This window comes from Deltaproteobacteria bacterium, assembly GCA_016930875.1.
In the GTDB taxonomy this organism is placed as follows: domain Bacteria; phylum Desulfobacterota; class Desulfobacteria; order Desulfobacterales.
The window spans coordinates 1-19,201 of the sequence record JAFGFW010000025.1; the positions used below are offsets into that span (position 1 = coordinate 1).

The 19,201-nt window shown below is 49.9% G+C and carries 22 protein-coding genes and 1 tRNA gene; 10 read left to right on the forward strand and 13 right to left on the reverse strand.

The window, feature by feature from the left end:
* Positions 1–299 precede the first annotated feature (299 nt).
* The 5 genes from JW883_02520 to JW883_02540 all read left to right on the forward strand — a co-directional run bounded on the left by JW883_02520 (position 300) and on the right by JW883_02540 (position 3,044).
* On the forward strand, positions 300–413 hold the full coding sequence (locus JW883_02520; GenBank protein MBN1841140.1) for an HU family DNA-binding protein: 114 nt from the start codon (positions 300–302) through the stop codon (positions 411–413).
* Positions 414–638: 225 nt separating this feature from the next.
* Positions 639–842, forward strand: coding sequence for an HU family DNA-binding protein (locus tag JW883_02525; protein MBN1841141.1), 204 nt, complete (start codon positions 639–641; stop codon positions 840–842).
* Positions 843–1,198: 356 nt separating this feature from the next.
* Positions 1,199–1,483 (forward strand): type II toxin-antitoxin system Phd/YefM family antitoxin, encoded by a 285-nt coding sequence (locus JW883_02530; protein MBN1841142.1) that lies wholly within the window; start codon positions 1,199–1,201, stop codon positions 1,481–1,483.
* Positions 1,480–1,896 (forward strand): type II toxin-antitoxin system VapC family toxin, encoded by a 417-nt coding sequence (locus tag JW883_02535; GenBank protein ID MBN1841143.1) that lies wholly within the window; start codon positions 1,480–1,482, stop codon positions 1,894–1,896. Before JW883_02530 ends, JW883_02535 begins: the two co-directional genes overlap by 4 nt.
* Before the next feature lie 206 nt (positions 1,897–2,102).
* Positions 2,103–3,044: a DUF1848 domain-containing protein gene (locus JW883_02540; protein ID MBN1841144.1), complete on the forward strand. Its 942-nt coding sequence runs from the start codon at positions 2,103–2,105 to the stop codon at positions 3,042–3,044.
* A 370-nt stretch (positions 3,045–3,414) separates the two neighbouring features.
* Here JW883_02540 and JW883_02545 read toward each other — a convergent pair whose 3' ends face one another.
* The 13 genes from JW883_02545 to kdsA form a co-directional block, all read right to left on the reverse strand.
* Complete coding sequence (locus JW883_02545; GenBank protein MBN1841145.1) at positions 3,415–3,939, reverse strand: DUF4347 domain-containing protein; 525 nt, start codon at positions 3,937–3,939, stop codon at positions 3,415–3,417.
* A 302-nt stretch (positions 3,940–4,241) separates the two neighbouring features.
* A tRNA-Leu gene (locus JW883_02550) sits at positions 4,242–4,328 on the reverse strand.
* Positions 4,329–4,337: 9 nt separating this feature from the next.
* Positions 4,338–4,778, reverse strand: a complete 441-nt coding sequence (gene secG / locus JW883_02555; GenBank protein ID MBN1841146.1) for a preprotein translocase subunit SecG — start codon at positions 4,776–4,778, stop codon at positions 4,338–4,340.
* An 18-nt stretch (positions 4,779–4,796) separates the two neighbouring features.
* Entirely contained in the window at positions 4,797–5,579 is a 783-nt protein-coding gene (locus JW883_02560) for a triose-phosphate isomerase (protein ID MBN1841147.1), read from the reverse strand.
* A gap of 191 nt (positions 5,580–5,770) precedes the next feature.
* Complete coding sequence (gene gap, locus JW883_02565) at positions 5,771–6,775, reverse strand: type I glyceraldehyde-3-phosphate dehydrogenase (protein MBN1841148.1); 1,005 nt, start codon at positions 6,773–6,775, stop codon at positions 5,771–5,773.
* 44 nt (positions 6,776–6,819) lie between these two features.
* Positions 6,820–7,233 carry a PTS sugar transporter subunit IIA gene (locus JW883_02570; GenBank protein ID MBN1841149.1) on the reverse strand — a complete coding sequence of 138 codons (414 nt, stop codon included), beginning with the start codon at positions 7,231–7,233 and terminating at the stop codon, positions 6,820–6,822.
* A 110-nt stretch (positions 7,234–7,343) separates the two neighbouring features.
* Positions 7,344–7,802, reverse strand: a complete 459-nt coding sequence (locus tag JW883_02575) for a PTS sugar transporter subunit IIA (protein ID MBN1841150.1) — start codon at positions 7,800–7,802, stop codon at positions 7,344–7,346.
* A gap of 8 nt (positions 7,803–7,810) precedes the next feature.
* On the reverse strand, positions 7,811–8,356 hold the full coding sequence (gene raiA, locus JW883_02580) for a ribosome-associated translation inhibitor RaiA (GenBank protein ID MBN1841151.1): 546 nt from the start codon (positions 8,354–8,356) through the stop codon (positions 7,811–7,813).
* Positions 8,341–9,810, reverse strand: coding sequence for an RNA polymerase factor sigma-54 (gene rpoN, locus JW883_02585; protein ID MBN1841152.1), 1,470 nt, complete (start codon positions 9,808–9,810; stop codon positions 8,341–8,343). The genes raiA and rpoN overlap by 16 nt, the downstream gene beginning before the upstream one ends.
* 391 nt (positions 9,811–10,201) lie before the next feature.
* Complete coding sequence (lptB, locus tag JW883_02590) at positions 10,202–10,924, reverse strand: LPS export ABC transporter ATP-binding protein (protein ID MBN1841153.1); 723 nt, start codon at positions 10,922–10,924, stop codon at positions 10,202–10,204.
* A gap of 16 nt (positions 10,925–10,940) precedes the next feature.
* Complete coding sequence (locus JW883_02595; protein ID MBN1841154.1) at positions 10,941–11,483, reverse strand: hypothetical protein; 543 nt, start codon at positions 11,481–11,483, stop codon at positions 10,941–10,943.
* Positions 11,484–11,546: 63 nt separating this feature from the next.
* Positions 11,547–12,104: an LPS export ABC transporter periplasmic protein LptC gene (gene lptC / locus JW883_02600; GenBank protein ID MBN1841155.1), complete on the reverse strand. Its 558-nt coding sequence runs from the start codon at positions 12,102–12,104 to the stop codon at positions 11,547–11,549.
* A gap of 85 nt (positions 12,105–12,189) precedes the next feature.
* Positions 12,190–13,020 carry a 3-deoxy-8-phosphooctulonate synthase gene (gene kdsA, locus JW883_02605; protein MBN1841156.1) on the reverse strand — a complete coding sequence of 277 codons (831 nt, stop codon included), beginning with the start codon at positions 13,018–13,020 and terminating at the stop codon, positions 12,190–12,192.
* A gap of 194 nt (positions 13,021–13,214) precedes the next feature.
* On the opposite strand from kdsA, the gene JW883_02610 reads away from it, so the two are divergent.
* The 5 genes from JW883_02610 (at position 13,215) to JW883_02630 (ending at position 19,075) form a co-directional block, all read left to right on the forward strand.
* Positions 13,215–14,627 carry a M23 family metallopeptidase gene (locus JW883_02610; GenBank protein MBN1841157.1) on the forward strand — a complete coding sequence of 471 codons (1,413 nt, stop codon included), beginning with the start codon at positions 13,215–13,217 and terminating at the stop codon, positions 14,625–14,627.
* Positions 14,624–15,793, forward strand: coding sequence for a homocysteine biosynthesis protein (locus JW883_02615; protein ID MBN1841158.1), 1,170 nt, complete (start codon positions 14,624–14,626; stop codon positions 15,791–15,793). The genes JW883_02610 and JW883_02615 overlap by 4 nt, the downstream gene beginning before the upstream one ends.
* 249 nt (positions 15,794–16,042) lie before the next feature.
* Positions 16,043–16,654: a signal peptidase I gene (gene lepB / locus JW883_02620; GenBank protein MBN1841159.1), complete on the forward strand. Its 612-nt coding sequence runs from the start codon at positions 16,043–16,045 to the stop codon at positions 16,652–16,654.
* A gap of 214 nt (positions 16,655–16,868) precedes the next feature.
* A complete protein-coding gene (locus JW883_02625) occupies positions 16,869–17,792 on the forward strand; it encodes an aspartate carbamoyltransferase catalytic subunit (GenBank protein ID MBN1841160.1) in 924 nt (307 codons plus the stop codon).
* Positions 17,789–19,075 (forward strand): dihydroorotase, encoded by a 1,287-nt coding sequence (locus tag JW883_02630; protein MBN1841161.1) that lies wholly within the window; start codon positions 17,789–17,791, stop codon positions 19,073–19,075. Before JW883_02625 ends, JW883_02630 begins: the two co-directional genes overlap by 4 nt.
* The last annotated feature ends 126 nt before the right edge of the window (positions 19,076–19,201 follow it).

Below are 19,201 nucleotides of genomic sequence, written 5' to 3' on the forward strand. Positions count from 1 at the left end.
GTCTGGCTTTACCCTCTAAGAAAAAAGTTCAAAGAATTGCTTTGCTCTTAACTCTCACTGACTGATGGGATTACCGAATATTTACCTTTTTTTCTTATCACAAAAGCGCTTCAAAGTAAAGTCTAAAGCCCTCCCGATGGTTTTATTCCTGTCCTTTCTACCATGGAACCGTGACAGATGCGGTCACACTTTTGGTGCAAAAACCAAGAATCTTCCCTTGACCTTTCGAAAAATTTCGTTCTATTAACGCAAAGACTTCCATTAACCCCCATACACCCATACTACAGGAGGAAATGACGATGACAAAAGCAGAGCTGGTTGAACAGATGGCAAAGGATGCGGGGATCTCAAAGGCTGCCGCCAACAAGGTCCTGGACTTATCTGTTGACAGTGTCAACCCTAACGCTGCATAAACAACACGGCGAGTCGGAGAATATAAACAGCATATCATGTTGTTGTACACTTGACACTGATAACGGGCTCTGTCGCTTTTCCGCCAAGAGTCGTATCCACAGACAATGAAAGATTCGCCCTGTTGTTTACCCTTTGGGAAAGCCGATGATACCGCATCTTCTGCGTTGCCAAGGGTTCGCAGTACCTGACTACGGCTTCACCCTTGGACGCCTTAAATCTGAGGCATCCTCAACCTTTGCAACATCAGGGTACAGAAAGCGCTGAAGAAGAAGGATGGCAAGGTGACATTGGTGGGTTTTGGTACCTTTTCCAAGGTTCGTCGCAAGGAAAGAGAAGGCAGGAATCCCCAAACAGGCGCAAAGATAAAGATCAAGGCCCGCAATGCTGTGAAGTTCAAACCCGGCAAAGCCCTGAAGGATTCTATGTAGCCGCAAGCACACAGCGACAGACCCCAGTTGAATAGGCTACGCATTTAACGGGGCAGGCACAGACTAATCTCATACCCCGCTGGAACAGCCTCGGATTCCACCCCGATTAAACAATTCCCGGTTTAACGGGGCAAGCACGGCGGGCAGAGCGCACATGGACACAGAATGATGTCGGGCTCATCGATAGACCCACCCCGGTAAAGACCTTCAATATTTAACCCCAGTACGATAGACTCTACGGGACAGGCGCAGCAAGCACGGACACACACAGACTATAATGGAAGCATTCCGGTTTTTCTTGATTATGGCTATAAAGATGGCTATAATATGGCAACTATACGAAGGAGGTGAGCCGTATGAAAAGGCACTTTTCCATAGCTGAAGCCAAGAACAAGTTGCCGTCCATCATCCATCAAGTGGAAAAAGGACCCTCCGTCAAACTTACCAGGCGAGGAGAACCGGTTGCGGTGCTGTTGTCTGTTCATGAATACGAACTGATGGATCAGAAAAGCGGAGGGTTTTGGAATGCCCTAGTGACATTCAGGCAAGTCATGCAGGATAGATCGGTGCAAATTACCGAGTCCGATTTTAAAGGTCTTCGAGATTCGTCCGCGGGCAGAGAGGTTCAATTTGAGGTATGAAATACTTGCTGGACACGAATGTCGTGTCAGAGTGTGTAAAGACGACACCCCACGAGTCTGTCCTTCACAAGCTTGAGAAACACGAACATGAAATTGTGACGGCAGCACCTGTTTGGCATGAGCTTCAATACGGTTGCCGGCGTCTTCCCAGATCTCGCAAACGCAAGATTATTGAATCATTCCTCAACGACGTGGTGCGACAGAACATGTTGATTCTTTCCTATGATGATCGCGCTGCCGAGTGGCATGCCAGAGAACGTGTGAGGTTGTCGTCAAAAGGAAAGACACCCCCGTTCGTGGATGGTCAGATTGCTGCGATTGCCAAAGTAAACGGCCTAGTTCTGGTAACGCGCAATGTTGAAGACTACGAGTCGTTTTCAGGATTGAAGACTGAAAACTGGCATAGGGTTTGAGGGCTGAAAGATGCCACCAAGAGCATAGTCTTTTTCGGAAACGGGAGTCCGATTCTGATGTCCCGCGGAATTGTCGTTGACCTTTCCAGATCGGAAACTGGTATGTTTCTGCAAACGGCGAGGGCGGCCTGAAGGAATAATTCTGCGTGTGATTCGGCTTGCAGCGCAGCCCAATAAGGGCGCCTTGTTAGTAAGAGACCATACCAATGATCATCAGTGCCAGCCGCCGCACAGACATCCCGGCTTTTTACGCGGAATGGTTTATGAACCGCATCCGAGCCGGTTACTGTACAGTTCCCAACCCCTTTAATCCCACTCAGGTCTCACACGTTTCGCTGAAGCCAGAAGATGTGGACGTCATCGTTTTCTGGACACGGAATCCGCGTCCGCTGTTCCCCTTTCTGACAAACCTGAATGAAAGTGGCTACCGATATTACTTTCTGTACACGCTGATGGACAACCCGCGTGCATTAGATCCCAAGTGCCCTCCCCTAAGAGTTTCCTTGAATACTTTTCAAGAACTGGCTGATCGTATTGGCCCGGAAAAGGTAATCTGGAGGTATGATCCTGTCGTGCTCAGCACGGCTACGCCAGCAGATTTCCATAAAGAAACATACCAACGCATTGCCCGGGCACTGCAAGGGCACACGCGTCGTTGCGTCATCAGCACCTTGGACGTTTATCGGAAGGCCCAGAAACGCTTGCGTAAGTTGGCAGAGGAAGGCTTTGAATTGCTGGCTTGCGAGGGCGAAGCATTTGGCGATCTCATGAAAACCTTTCTTCGTGCCGCCAATGAGAATGCGATGGAGATCGTCAGTTGTGCCGAAAAAATTGATCTGCAACCTTTCGGCATTCAACCCGGCAGATGCATTGATGACGAGTACATCTCGAACGTTTTTGGAATCAATGTAACCAACAAGAAAGACCCGTCTCAACGAAAAGCCTGCGGTTGTGTGATCAGCAAAGACATTGGCATGTATGATACCTGCTTATTTGGCTGCCGGTACTGCTACGCCACAACCAGCTTCGAACGCGCCAAAATTAACTACAAGAAGCACGACCCTGCCTCGCCGTCGCTGGTGGGCTGGCACGATGCAGAGCCAGAGCCAAAACCCTTTCAACAGCCCACACTCTGGGAACGCTCATAAATGTCAATATGAGTCTCTCATAAGCAATTCCCGTGATCTCCAGAAAACCCTGGAAAGTACCACCCGAGGGGCATGCAGCACTGGGAAAACCACGTCTACTTCAGCTTCTTTTGGACAGCTCCGATCTTATTGTTGAGTTCACAAATGACCACATTGGAATAACTGGCTCCAAGCGCATTGGCTACACCACGTCCGACACTCGGGACACCTCTGCTTCTGCCGATGGGCCACCACATACAACGGCAATATTTGGCTTATCACTTTGCGCCATTTTGAAACCCTTCTTCCGGTATTCAATGTTAGGCGACCTGCCTGACCACTTGGACAACACCCGTTTGCAGGCGATGCAGCTTCCATCGCTTTTCACGTTTTAGTTGTTCGGAATAGCTACTACATCCAATGACCAATCAGTGTCGGCCCCAAACCAAGCATCTTCGTAATTACCTGTGTACTCCTTGTTGGCGTGAACTGTTGCGCCTGTCAGATTCGCTAGTTCCTGTACAAAATCTGTACCATTACTATCAAACAGACCGTTTTTCGCAATCCGGCATGAAAATAGCAGGATATGGGGCTCATTGTTAAGGATGTCTCTCAACCTAGATAACTCGCTTCTCACTGTATTGTCGTTCTTAAGATTGTCAGTCGTCAATGTAAACATGTCTGACATATGTAGGCGGCCTGGACGGCCATGAGCAAAAATAGTCAATCTCCCTATTCTTCCATAAGTGTTCTTGATTACCTCCAAGTAATCTACCCATTGAGTAAGTGTAATGGCTCCATCATTCCAGTCATTCAGCCCGTCGTAAAAGAAGTAGTAAGCGTTAGTGTTATTCGTGCCTCGGAGAGAACCCCCCTCGTCGGTCAAAACCAACATGGCGAGGGCCGGTGTTAGCAAGGTTTACAGGGACACCATTCTCGGGCATAGCTTGAAAGGGATGGACGCCTATTACATGGTGCCATCTGAGAAAGACTTGCATCGGGCAACGGCGCAATACGAAGCATGGATCAACGATCAGTTGGCAAATGTTACCCAAAACGTTACCCAAACGGCAAAAGGGTAAAGGGTAAGATCAATGAGGCGCTGTTTTGAGGGGGCTTTGGGAATGATAACTTCGGCAAACATCGAATTGATAACGCTTGCAAAAACAAAGGGCCAGCCTATAATGGCTAACCCTTTATTATTACTTGCGTTTTTGATGGTGCCGAAGGCCGGATTTGAACCGGCACGGGCGTAACCCACTGCCCCCTCAAGACAGCGTGTCTACCAAATTCCACCACTTCGGCACAAAACACTCATCCTTTTTCGTTAGGCTCAGGGGTCGGCTCCGCAACGGCAGCCTCGGGAGCAGGCTCAGTCACAGCAGCCTCAGGAGTCGGCTCACTTGCCTCCGGCTGCGCACTCTCGGATTGAACCGGCGCTGGAGTCTGACCCTCGGCAGGCGTTTGCTCAGTTTCCTGGGTCACTGGCGGCGGCGCCACAGCCGGCATGATCGAACTGGTGGGTCGTCGGCTCGAAAAATATGCCAGACTCAAAGACGTCAACATAAACACAATGGCAGCGCCAGTGGTCATTTTGCTCAGAAAAGAGGAGGCGCCGCCACTTCCAAAAAGCGTCTGACTGCTTCCTCCACCAAATGCGGCTCCCATGTCCGCCCCCTTGCCTGTCTGCAACAGCACAATAAATATCAGGGCAATACAGACTACCACGTGCATCAATATGATGAAAGTTGACATAACACAGATACTCCGATTCTAAACTCCACCTTTTCCAGCCTCTGAACACGGACGCACAATGCCGGCAAAGGATTCGGCATCCAGACTGGCGCCCCCGACCAATGCTCCGTCAATGTCGCCCATGGCCATTAGCGCTGCAATGTTTGCGGGTTTTACACTTCCACCATACAATATGCGAAGCGCGTTTGCAATTGAATTTCCACAGGCCTTTTCCACCCAATCTCGTATAAACTTGTGGACATCCTGCGCCTGTTCACTCGTGGCTGTCTTTCCTGTCCCAATAGCCCAGACGGGCTCATAGGCAATAATGAGCTGCTGCAATCCATCGGAGGCAATAGCCTTAAGACCCTCTTTCAACTGCTCTTGGACAACGGAAAATGTTTGGCCAGCCTCTCTTTCAACCTCAGATTCCCCGACACACATAACGGGAATCAGACCACCTTCAAGGGCTGCCTTGACCTTTCGGTTCACTGTAACGTTGGTTTCGCCAAAATATTGACGCCGTTCGGAATGGCCGATAATCACGTGGGTGCATCCCGCTGCCCTTAACATGGGCGCTGATACCTGGCCGGTATAGGCGCCTTCGGTCTCCCAAAACAGGTCTTGAGCCCCCAGGTATATTGCCGATCCCTGCAAAATCTCGGCTACAACCCCAAGGGCTGTAAATGGAGGCGCCACCATGACATCGACGTCTTTAATGTCGGATACCAACGACTTCAACCGGCCTGCAAGCTCTGCAGCCTCCGGCCCGGTCTTGAACATTTTCCAGTTTCCAGAAATCAAGGGTTTGCGTCTTGCCATAAGTTCAGCCTCCCTAATATGGCCATTATTGAGGCAAAAGCCTCAATTAGGAGTCCCTGGTATTTAGTTGCAATCAGTTGATCAGAGGACTGCTTTTATCCGGCATCCCGCATCTGGTATCTGGCATCACGATCCCAAGATAAACTCGGCAGTTACCGGCAAATGCAACTGTTATTTCACCACCATCAGGATCACAGATCTTTTCCAATCATGACCGCCAGGTCTACCATGCGGGTAGCATATCCTCGCTCATTGTCGTACCAAGAAAGGACCTTGACCAGATCGTCAATTACATATGTCGTGGGAGCATCCACGATGGAAGAGTAAGTTGAACCGTTGAAATCGGATGAGACCAAGGGCAGATCGCTAAACGCCAAAATCCCCTTTAACGGACCTTCGGCAGCAGCCTTAAAGACGCTGTTAACATCAGCAGGCGTCAATCCGCTTTTGTCAATCCTGACCACCAGGTCCACAAGAGACACATTGGGTGTGGGAACCCGTATTGACAGGCCATTCAATTTTCCCTTGAGCTCGGGCAAAACCAGTGCAACAGCCTTTGCAGCCCCTGTTGTCGTGGGTATCATGGAAAGAGCTGCCGCTCTGGCCCGTCTGAGGTCCTTGTGGGGAAAATCAAGAAGCCGCTGATCCCCTGTGTAGGAATGGATCGTGGTCATAAGTCCGCTTTTTATTCCAAAGCTCTCAAAAAGCACTTTTGCCACAGGCGCGAGACAATTTGTAGTACACGAGGCGTTTGATATGATGTGGTGCTCCTTGGGATTGTACAAGGCGTCATTAACACCTATCACAATTGTTATGTCAGGGTCAGTGGCTGGCGCTGAAATGATCACCTTGCGAGCTCCTGATCCCAGGTGCTTTCCCGCACTTTCCTGGGTCCGAAAAAATCCAGTACACTCCATGACAATGTCCGCGCCAAAGTCCCCCCACCGGAGATCAGTTGGATCTTTGATCGCAGTGTAGGCAACTGGCCGACCATCGACTACAATGGCATCATTTTTAGCAACGATTTCAGAAATCAACGAACCATGTACCGAATCGTACCTGAGCAAATGTGCCATAGTTGACGCATCTGTAAGGTCGTTTATGGCAACGACCTCAACAGAATCGTTTTCCATGGCAGCTCTGAAAGCAAGCCTCCCTATACGCCCAAACCCGTTAATACCAACCCGAACACTCATAGATCCTCCTTGACGGCTTTTTACGAGTTCATCAATCCTAAATCTCAGCTCCTTTTATTTCCTTTCAACACCCCACTGGCAAGTGAAATACTCTTCTTGCCATATGCCTGCATACTCTCTGCCAAGTCGCCCAGATTGCTGTTCTCACGCTTTTTTGCCGCGCGGATCAACACTGGCAGATTCACACCGGTCAAAACGTCAATCCTGCCCTCCTCTAGAAATGAAAGGCTCAGGTTGGACGGCGTTCCGCCGAACATGTCGGTGAGGATGATCACACCGTCTCCTTGATCAACAGCCTTGATCCCTGCGCCAATCTTCTTCCTCAGTTCCTCAGCGCTGTACTTCAGGTCCACGGAAACAGCCGTGGCAGCCTCTAGGGGGCCTTCCAAAACGCAGTTGGCCGCTTCGATGAGAGCCTCTCCCAAACCGCTGTGGGTTACTACGACAATGCCTATCATAAATCTGATCCCTCAAGCCTGGTGCCTGGGCATTAAATTGCTAACTTAACTCAATATCGCGGTGTGTCAAGTGTATAGAGTTCAGTTTCTTTTTCAAATGACCGGCAAAATCAAAACTCCTGGTCTTCCTTTTCAATCACCATGTAAAGCTCCCGCCAGTCGGCAGCGTTCATGAGCCGTTCTTTGAACACCATGTTCTTGAGCAAGCGGGATATCCTGGCAAGCATCTTGAGATGACCACCGGTGGAATCCTCTGGGGCCAGCAACAGAAAGAAGAGGTGGGTAGGTTTTCCGTCCATGGCATCAAAGTCCACACCCTTGCGACTCCGCCCGAATCCCATCAACATGGACTGCAAAGGTTTCAACTTGCCATGAGGGATAGCGATGCCGCCCCCAATGCCGGTGCTGCCGAGGCGCTCCCGCTCCAAAAGAACACGAAGCAATTCCTCCTGTTTCAGACCGGAGGCATCTGCAAGGGAAGCGGTAAGTTCGCTCAACACCCCCTTCTTGTCAGTAGCATTCAGTTCGGCAACAATGGCCCCTTCTTTGAGTGAGTCCAGGATTCTCATGAAGTGTCTTACGAACTGGGCTGAATCAAACCGAAATTACCGTCTTTGAGGCGATATAGAACATTGACCTGCTCGGTCTGAGCATTGGTAAAAACCAAAAAGCTGTCCTTGATCAACCGCATTTGCAAAACCGCCTCATCCCTATCCATGGGTTTATACTCGATACTCTCGATTCTCGTGAGTTCAGGCAGATCCTGATCCACATCTATTGAGGGCGCCGTATCCGCGCTATCATAGAGCAGGGCCTTGGACTTGGCGGCCGTTGATCGACGTTTTTTGAATTTTGTTTTGTTCTTCTTGATCTGCTTATCGATCTTGTCTAGAGCCATATCTATAGCCGAATACATATCAGAGGTCTCTTCGTGTGCGTTGATAGTGAATCCATCTGCGCTGATGTTTATTTCAGCTATGTGCCGAAATTTATTCACAGTCAAAACAACGTTTGCCTTGGCTGGGTTTTGCAGGTACTTGTCGAACCGATCAAGCTTGTCAGACGCGTAGGCTTTCAGAGTTTCTGATGAAGCGAGATTAATGAAGGTTACTGACTTCTGCATGCTGATTGACCTCCTTGTATCCTCTTGCGTTTGTTGGATGGTAGCACCCTCAACATTTCCCTGTACTTGGCTACCGTTCTGCGGGCCACATTAATGTTCGAAGATTTCAAGATCTCAACCATCTTCCTGTCACTGTAAGGCTTGGCGGGATCTTCGGACTGAACGATCTGACGTATTCTCTCCTTAACGCTGGCCGAGGCAATGACGTCTCCGTCAAGTCGGTTGATAGAACTATTGAAGAAAAATTTCAGCTCAAAGGTCCCCTGCGGGGTGTGGACGTATTTGTTGGTCGTAACGCGGCTCACAGTCGACTCGTGCATCCCAATGTCCTCGGCTACATCCCGCAACACCATTGGTTTCAAATGGCTAATCCCTTTTTCCAAGAAATCGCCTTGATAATTGACAATGCTTTCAACAACTCGGTAGATCGTCCTCTGGCGCTGGTGAATGCTGCGAATCAACCACACAGCGGACCGCAGCTTATTCTGTATATAGTCCCTCGTGTGGCTTGAGACTCCTTCTCCTTTGCTCAAGGCCTCCCTGTAAAAGGAACTAACGTGCAGCTTGGGCATGCCATCTTCGTTCAGAACTATAACGAATTCATTAGCCATCTTGTAAACAAAAATGTCAGGGCTGATGTACTGAGGTTCTTCATCACTGAACTTGCGTCCAGGCTTTGGTTCCATTCTGGTAATGATCTCAACAGCGGCAAGAACATCTTCATAGGACACGCCTGAAGCCTGGCTAATTGCCTTGTAGTTCTTGTTTTCCAAGTGTTTGAAGTGGTTCTGAATAATATGGACGACAAGAGAGTCTTGAAGACCCAAGTAATCGGCCTGAATCAGCAGACACTCTTTCAAATCCCTTGCACAGACGCCAAGGGGGTCAAACGACTGCATCTTTTTCAGGAGCTTTTCCACCTGCGACGTATCAGCCCCTGCCAAAGCGGCAATCTCGTCTACCGTCGCTTGAAGATACCCATCACGATTTAGGTTGCCGATAATGGCATTGCCAATCCTTTCCTCGGTCTTGTTCGGGAGGGAGAGAAGTAGTTGCCACATGAGGTGATCAACCAAAGACTCTTGCCGAGCAAAAAAGTTCTCATATTCTGGCGTTTCACGCTCTTCTGGTTCGTAATAAACTGGTCCTGAAGTATTGTATTCGTCCAAATAGTTTGACCAATCAATATCCTCTCGAGCCGTTTCTTCGACAGTAACTGGTTTCAGTGTATCTGATTCCGCAGGCGGCGCAGCTACAGGTTCGCTCACCGCGCTATCACTGGCAGTCTGCTCTTCCGAATCTTCCTCAAGCACTGGATTTTCCACCATTTCATCATTGATTACATCCAGCAGCTCCAACCTTGAAAGCTGCAGCAGCTTGATCGCCTGCTGAAGCTGCGGCGTCATTACCAGTTGTTGAGTCAGACGCAACTGTTGTCTAAGTTCCAGTGCCATGCTAGATCCAGTTCTCCGCGTTCATAGTTGACGGTCTCGTAAAAAGTCGAGAAACACCTCTTTCTGTCATTTCGGCGAAAGCCGGAATCCTGTTTATTCAGCTAGTTACAAAGGCTCTGGACTCCGGTTTTCACCGGAGTGACGACTTTTTACGACTTCATCATAGTTGACTGCTTCGCAAAAAGTCCGTCTGCCGTGTTGCGCTTCATCCCCGCCCTGTTAAATTCTCGCTATGCGAGACGGCGGAGCCTATTTAACAGGGTAAATCACTGCGATCCGCCCAGGCGGACCTCGCTCCTCAAGATTGCGCCTGACGGCTTAGGAAAAGGCGCGCGCCTTGCATATGGAGCTTTTTGCTGTGCCGTCCAGTTGACGGCTTTTTGTGAGTTCATCATAGTTGGAAACGTTCGCCCAAATAGATTTCCCTGGCCACATTGCTGGAAGCTATGGTTTCAGGGGGTCCTGATTCGATCAACAAACCTTCATTCAAAATCAACGCCCAGTCACAAACACCCAATGTCTCCCGGACGTTGTGGTCTGATATCAACACCCCGATCCCTCGCTCCTTGAGCTGTTCTATTATCCTTTGTATATCATGTACCGCTATCGGGTCAATCCCAGCAAACGGCTCATCAAGCAAAATAAACGAGGGTTCACTCACAAGAGCACGCGTGATTTCTACGCGGCGGCGCTCCCCTCCTGAGAGGGCATAACCCTTCTGCCGCGCCAAGTGGCTGATGTTCAATTCATCCAACAGATCTCCGAGACGGGCGCGCCGTTGCGCTCTCGAAAGGGGACGGGTCTCCAAAATGGCCAAGATGTTTTCCTCCACAGTCAGCTTTCGAAATATGGAGGCCTCCTGCGGAAGATACCCGACCCCTTTGCGAGCCCTTAAGTACATTGGATATGAAGTGATATCCTCTCCGTCAAGGGAAATGTTCCCGCTGTCGGGTCGTATAAGCCCGACGATCATATAAAATGACGTCGTTTTTCCTGCCCCGTTCGGACCAAGTAATCCGACAATGCTCCCGCTTTCGACCTCCACGCTAACCCTGTCGACAACGCGCCTGCCCTTATAGGTCTTGACCAGGTCCTTTGCCACTAAAGTCGCCATTTACTCAATCCTGGTTCTATTGTATCAAACCTCCTTCACCTTCGGTATAAAAGGTGGCCTCCACCTGTTCCTTCTCACTACCCTCCACGAGAGTTCGATCTTCAGCCTGAAAAAGGGTGATCTTCTCTCCTTTGATTATGTTCTTGCCGGACCACACTGTCGGGTCTCCCCCGCTTAATACCAACACCTTAGTATCCGCCGTGTAGTCGGCTTTCTCGGCTACAGCTGTCTTGGTCTCGTTATCAAACACAATCTTGACATTACCCCGGGCAATCATCCTTTCAACTGCTGTGGACTTGCCCGCAGTATCTCCGCCCGGTTTGTAAAATATCTTGATACAATCGGCAGTAACGACTACATCCTCCTGGGTGGCTTTGACACCTCCTATGAACTCCACGCACCTCATCTTTTGATCTGATTCTACCCTATCAGAGGTAATGTGGATGGGTGGTCCGGTATTTTTTTGGTCTTCGGAATCTGACACCTCGGCCTCAGATGCAACAGCGCTCATGGCTCCACCGGCGAAAAACAGAAACACAATGAACAGTGGCCATCTCATGTGAAGGAAATCCTTTTTTAATTCCCGCCTGTCCAGGTTCGGCACTAACAAAGCAAATGACACCTACAAACCATAGCTTTCAACCACGGTCTTTACGCCCCCCGAAACCATGGCCTGTTCGGTATCAAAAGAAAAGGCCATGCTCGCGCCCGTAAGGTAGATGCCCTCTCCGCTGACAACAACCGGCGTGTCTGTAGAAATGGACCGGCTTTTGTGGTCATAATAGAGTCTTTCGGTTTTCAGTTCATTGGAACTACTTCTGACGACCACATCTCCAGAGATCTCCATATCTTTGGTATCCGTCAATAACACACCCTCGCTGCCCGTAAGATGCACGGTTTTGCCGTCCTTGAGAAAAAACGTGACAGAAACCCTTTTGAGGATCGTCTTGTTCTCCTGCTTTTGATATCGTGCCGACTCAGCGTCAAGCACCCATTCCCTAACCCCGTATCGAGTTGCAGTGTGATGAACGCGATTCAAACCGATATCACTGTCTTCAGGCAGTAGCGAAAGCGCTGCCTCCGGCTCTTTCTTGAGATGGTGGAACCTGAACATGCCAATTCCAAGCCCGAAGAGCATAACACAAATAACACAAAACAGGACTATTCTTATCTTTGACATTTACTGTAGGCAGCCTCTTTCGTAAGTTCTCAATAACCTGGGGCGTAAAGGTTTTTTCTGGAAGGCGATATCTTTCATGCGAATGTTACGAAACCTCAGAAGATATGGCGCTCTTTATGGCCGTCAGTTGTTCCAAAAGTGGCCTGACCTCCGCCAGCGGGAGGGAGTTGGGACCGTCACAAAGCGCTTGATCCGGATCGTTATGGACCTCAATGAAGATGCCGTCTACACCGGCAGCAGTAGCAGCCCTGGCCAACATGGGCACAAACCCCCTTTGTCCCCCGGAGCAACTCCCGGCGCCTCCCGGAAGCTGAACGCTGTGTGTGGCATCGAATACCACAGGCCATCCTAAACCGCGCAATATGGCCAGACTCCGGAAGTCAACAACCAGGTTGTTATAACCGAAACTGGCCCCGCGCTCTGTCAAAACAACCTGATCATTTCCCGTGGAAACGACTTTTTCCACAACGTACTCTATATCCCACGGGGCCAAGAACTGCCCCTTTTTTATGTTGACAGGCTTTCCAGCTTCAGAAACTGCCAGAAGAAAATCCGTTTGACGGCACAGAAAAGCAGGTATCTGGAGGACATCGAGCACTTGTGCTGCAGGGGCAATCTCGGAAAATCGATGCACATCAGAAAGCACTCGGATACCTAGTTTGGCCTTAATAGAAGAAATGATATCCAGTCCTTTGGAAAGACCCGGCCCACGGTAGGACTTGAGCGAGGTTCGGTTGGCCTTGTCATAGGAGGTTTTGAAAATGAACGGAATCTGGAGTTCATCCGTAAGGTCTCTAAGAAAGGTTGCGACCTTCATGGTCGATTCACGACTCTCGATCACGCACGGCCCGGCGATCAAAACCGGATGATTTCCTTCCCCGATGGCAATTCCTCCTACATTAACAACATGTTGCATGCGATATCCGTGCCAATAACAGCAAGCCGAAAGAAGTTAAGCCCTAAGACTCAAATAACAATATATATTTTTTATCGTAATCTTTAAAAAATGTCAAGAATCACAAAGCAACGGATAAGAAAATGAATCAACCTTGATTCTTCACTGACAACTTGCTATGGTCCGTTGCGAATTCTGTGGAGCGACCTAGTGACATGACGAACAATGAAACCAAGTCAAGAGTCGGTTACCTCTTCATCGCTGTCGTTCTATGCGTCCTTGCAGGTCTTGTGATATGGTGGGGAATCAGAGGGCTGGAAGGAGAGTCGCCAGTATTTAGGTTGGAAAGACCGATCGAATCCATCGGCACGTCGAACACACTCAATGGGGTCGCCTCTGATCAGAAGAGCGGCGTCAAGAGGATATGGATCGCGCTCCTTCAACAAAAAAAGGAAGTCGTGCTCTTGGAACAAACACTCCCGTCGAAGGGATTGTTGATGGGGGGCGCCATTCGAAAACAGCCGGTTTCCCTTGAAATCAAGGCGCGTCAACTCGGGTTTAAGGATGGAGAGGCAGTCCTCAGGACAGCCGTCTGGGACTATTCCTATCGAGGGTGGGGGTCAGGGAATCGATCTTATGCAGAATACAAGCTCTTCATAGACACCAGGCCACCGAATATCGAGTTGATCAGCCGCACCCACAATCTTAATCAGGGTGGCGCCGGCCTGGCTATCTACCGGGTCTCTGAGCCGATTGCCACCAGTGGTGTTAATGTAGGAAACCGGTTTTTCCCCGGCTCAAAAGGCTGCTTTGCTGATTCGAGTGTCTTTGTCGCCTTTTTTGCCCTCCCTTACGACAAAGGCCCTGATACGCAGCTACATGTGACCGCCACGGACCGCGCTGGCAATACCTCGCGGACAGGATTTGCATATCACATCAATGCAAAGGCGTTCAAGAAGGACACGATCCGTCTATCCGATGCCTTTCTTAAGCGGAAAATGCCTGAATTCGAAGAAGCTTTGGGCCAAGACGACCGCCGTGCCTCCCTCATTGAGAAGTTCCTCGCAGTGAACAGGGACCTTCGCATAGCCAACTTGAAGACTATCCAGGATGCGTGCAAAGACAGTGATGTCAAACGGCACTGGACTGGTCCGTTCTTGAGGCTCCCAGCCTCGGCCCGAAGGGCCGGGTTTGCCGACCATCGTTCATATCTATATGAGGGTCGGGTCATAGATAATCAAGTCCATCTCGGAATAGACCTTGCATCCACTGGCTACTCGGCAGTCCCTGCCGCTAATAGCGGAAGGGTTGCATTTGCCCAAGACCTTGGTATCTATGGAAAAACTGTCATCATAGATCATGGTTTCAACCTCTTTAGCATGTACAGCCATCTGAGCCGCATCCAAGTCGCCAGAAACAAGTCAGTTTCCAAGGGTGACGTAATTGGCGCCACCGGAAGCACCGGCTTGGCCGGAGGGGACCACCTCCATTTTGGCATGTTGATTCACCCTACCTTTGTGAATCCAATAGAGTGGTGGGATAAAAACTGGATCAGACACAATATTACAGACAAACTCAAGAGCGCAAAAGAACAGATACCTACGTCAAACAAGGAGGCGAGGCAGTGAAGTGCCATAAGGTACAAAAGACCTTCCAGGAAATCAATCAAAGGATCAGGGATGGCAAGGTTGTTGTGGTTACAGCCGAAGAAATAATTGACATAGTAAAAGAAAACGGTCCTGTTGAGGCAGCTCGCCAAGTGGATATCGTCACGACCGGGACCTTTTCGCCCATGTGTTCCTCGGGAGCCTTTATCAATCTTGGACATTCAGTGCCCGGAATCAAAGTATCCAAGGTCTGGTTCAACAATGTGCCTGCATATGGCGGTGTGGCAGCCGTGGATTGTTACCTTGGAGCTACGGAACCGTGCGAAGATGACCCCCTGAACAAGGTTCACCCCGGGGAATTCAAGTATGGGGGCGGACACGTGATTCAGGATCTTCTGGCCGGCAAGACCGTCCATATCGAAGCCAAGGCCTATGGAACTGATTGTTATCCGAATCGAGAAATCGAAAAGGATATTACCCTTAAAAAACTCCCTCAGGCCACCCTTTGCAACCCAAGGAACGGGTATCAAAACTATAACTGTGCGATAAATTTTGCTGAAAAGACGATTTACACATACATGGGCACCTTGAGACCGAATGCAGGCAATGCCAACTATTGCTCCGCAGGACAACTGAGCCCCCTGATGAACGATCCGTACTACATGACGATTGGAGTGGGGACAAGGATCTTTCTTGGCGGAGGCCAGGGGTTTGTGGTCTGGCACGGGACCCAACACAAACCAAAAGTGAAGCGAACAAAAAAGGGCGTACCGCTAGCCCCTGCAGGCACCCTATGGGTCATGGGAGACCTGAAAAAGATGAGTCACAAGTGGTTGGTGGGGGTGAGCATTCAAGGGTACGGCTGCTCAATGGCTGTTGGCCTGGGAGTGCCCATCCCGATCCTGAACGAGGAGATTGTGAAATTCACTGCGGTTTCAGATGATGAGATCTTTACCCAGATTGTTGACTATGGACGGGACTATCCACACGGCGTGTCCAAGAGTTACGGCACCGTAAGTTACGCTGAGCTTAAGGGCGGAACAATACGCGTGCATGGCCAAGATGTTCCAACCGTTCCGCTCTCGAGCGTGGTACGAGCGAGGGAGATTGCAGAGACTCTGAAAAAATGGATACAGAGCGGAAAATTCACGCTAGGAGAACCGCAGGAATTGCTCCCCTCAGGGTAGTATAGAATCCACACCGAGAGGACGTGGCCTTGATCTGCCCCCTTGAAAAGGGCCGGGTGCTTCGCAGAGTCGTGAATGCCTAAAATACCTGAAGGTTAAAGCGCCTAAAATGATGGATACTTGATCGCGGACGTCTTCATTTATGATCCAACATCCGGTATCTGGCATCTGGCATCCGGCATCGTCCATCACTGTAAGGAAAGGAAATCCGTAACATTGAAAAAAGAAGACAAATTAACTGACCGTCCTATTGAACCCAAGAAGAGCATCATTCGGGAATACGCTGAAGCTATACTTCTTGCCGTAGTCCTTGCCCTGTTTATCAGGACCTTTGTTATACAGGCCTTTAAGATTCCCTCTGGGTCCATGAAGCCAGCGCTTCTGGTGGGAGATCATATCCTCGTAAATAAATTCATATACGGTGTGAAGATACCCTTTCTAAACAGGACACTTATCTCAATCACAGACCCTAAGCGCGGTGATATTGTGGTATTCAAATTCCCTGAAGATCCTAAGAAGGACTTCATAAAGCGGGTCATAGGCACATCCGGTGATGTTGTGGAAATTCGAAACAAGAAGGTGTATCTTAATCATAAACCCATGGATGACCCTTACGGCACACATCTGGATCCGCACATTATTCCAGGCAATGCCAGACCCCGCGATAACTTCGGCCCAGTCACGGTTCCCGCTCACTCCATCTTTGTCATGGGTGACAACCGCGACCACAGCTACGACAGCCGATTCTGGAAGTTCGTCGACATCTCGCAGATCAAGGGTAAGGCATTTATCATCTACTGGTCATGGAACAGTAAGAATTCAGGTGTCAGATGGAAACGGTTGGGAGATCTCATCCACTGAGTCTCCTGGGGTCCACGCCCATGACGCGTCAGGATTGGGCAAAAACCATGCGCATGATTTTTGCTTGACTTGTTCTAAATCACGGTGCTATAGGGTCATCGGTCTGTTGCCACGGAGGTCAGTGTCTTATATGTTTATGTGCGCCAGGAAATCCTTAGAGGGCGAAAACCTCTTTACCTGTTAGGGTAAAGAGGTTTTTTTTGGGGAAAAATTGATGAAAATTGAGAAAAAGGACATACTCGACATAGAAAGTCTTTCCACGGAGGAGATTGAACTCATACTGGACACGGCAGATTCCCTTAAAGAGATATCCACCCGTCCCATCAAGAAGGTGCCCACCCTGCGCGGCAAAACCATTGTCCATTTCTTCCATGAATCGAGTACCAGGACCCGAACATCCTTTGAGATTGCAGCAAAAAGGCTCAGCGCTGACACTGTCAGCATATCCGCATCTACCAGCAGCATTGTCAAGGGAGAAACGCTGGCAGACACGGTCAGGAATCTTGAAGCTATGAACCCCGACGCGATCATCCTTCGCCACAGCGCTTCCGGGGCTCCACACATGCTGGCCCGCTTGGTTCGGAGCTCTGTGATCAATGCAGGGGACGGCATGCATGCACATCCAACCCAGGCCCTACTGGACATGATGACTGTTCGTGAAAAAAAGGGCCGCCTTCACGGGCTCAGCGTGGCCATTATTGGCGATATTGCTCACAGCCGTGTTGCACGCTCCAATACAGTGGGGTTTCTTAAGATGGGGGCCCACGTGATTCTGGCGGGTCCGCCAACAATGATCCCGCAAGGGATAGAAGTCCTGGGAGCCCCTGTCACATATTATGTTGAAGAAGCGATCAAAAATGCCGATGTAATAATAATGTTACGTATTCAGAAGGAACGTCAACAGCCCTTTCTGTTCCCTTCTGAAAGGGAATATGCCAGCTACTATGGATTGACGACAGAGAATCTTGCAGCAGCAAGGGATGATGTGCTGATAATGCATCCAGGTCCCATAAACAGGGGCGTTGAGATTGCGCCGGAGGTTGCCGATGGTCCTTACTCGGTGATCTTAGATCAGGTAGCCAATGGTGTGGCTATACGAATGGCGCTCCTTTATCTTCTTCTCGGAGGGCCACGATGAAGCAGACACTCATCAAGGGAGGCCGTGTTCTCGACCCGGAAACAGGCATTGACGGCGTTATGGATATTCTCATCGAAAACGGAAAAATAGCTGAAATAGGAAATGAGAAATCCAAAATCCAAAATCCAAAATCCAAAATCATCGACGCCTCTGGCAAACTCGTCACTCCAGGCCTCATCGACATCCACACGCATCTCCGGGAGCCCGGTCACGAGTACAAGGAAACCGTTGAATCAGGGTGTTTGGCTGCAGCCCATGGAGGTTTCACAGCCATTTGCTGTATGCCAAACACAGAGCCTGTCAACGACAATCAGTCAGTGACAGACTATATCTTGAGAAAGGCAAATATGGCGGTAGGTGTTCGTGTCTATCCCGTGGGCGCCATAAGCCAAGGGCTGCGCGGGGAAAGTCTGGCTGAGTATGGCGAGATGAAGTCCGCAGGTGTTGTGGCGGTTTCAGATGACGGCAATCCCGTAATGAACGCGCAGTTGATGCGTCGTGCCCTTGAGTATGCCAAGGGGTTTGGTCTGTTGGTGATATCCCACTGCGAGGACCGAAATCTCACGGCAAACGGGGCTATGAATGAGGGAGCCACAGCCACTCGCCTGGGGCTTGCAGGCATACCAAACGCGGCAGAAACAGTGATGGTAGCCAGAGACATTGCCCTGTGCGAACTCACAGATGCGCCACTTCATATTGCTCACGTTAGCGCCGAAGGTTCGGTGCGTCTTATCCGTGATGCCAAGGCACGGGGATTGCAGTTAACAGCGGAGACTGCGCCGCATTATTTCTCGTTAACTGAAGAGGCCGTTATGAACTACGACACCAATGCCAAGGTATATCCACCACTGCGAACAGACAGGGACAGAGATGCGGTCTGGCAAGGGCTTCGTGACGGCACGATCGACGTCATCGCCAGCGACCATGCCCCCCACAGCAGCGTGGAAAAGGATCTGGAGTTTGATGCCGCAGCCAACGGTCTGATCGGGATGGAAACATCCCTGCCTTTGAGCCTGAAGCTTGTGGAGATGGGGCTTTTGAGCCTGAAGGATCTTATTGCCAAGATGTCAACCAACCCTGCGCGGATCCTGGAGCTGGATTACGTCGGCTTGAAGCGGGGCAACCCTGCGGACCTTACGATCATTGATCTTGAAAAAAAATTTACGGTAGATGCCAACACCTTTTGCTCGAAAAGTCGCAACACGCCGTTTAACGGATGGGAACTCAAGGGGAAGGCAGTCCTGACCATGGTGAGAGGGAAGATAGTCTTTGATGACCGGTAGGGCATAAGCGCTAAGTTATTTTTTGCGCCGGAAGGACTGCGGTTACAAAAAAATGAACATCGAACATCGAACGTCCAATCGCTCGACCTTGAGGCTCTCGACAGGCATCGAATGTTGAATGGGAAA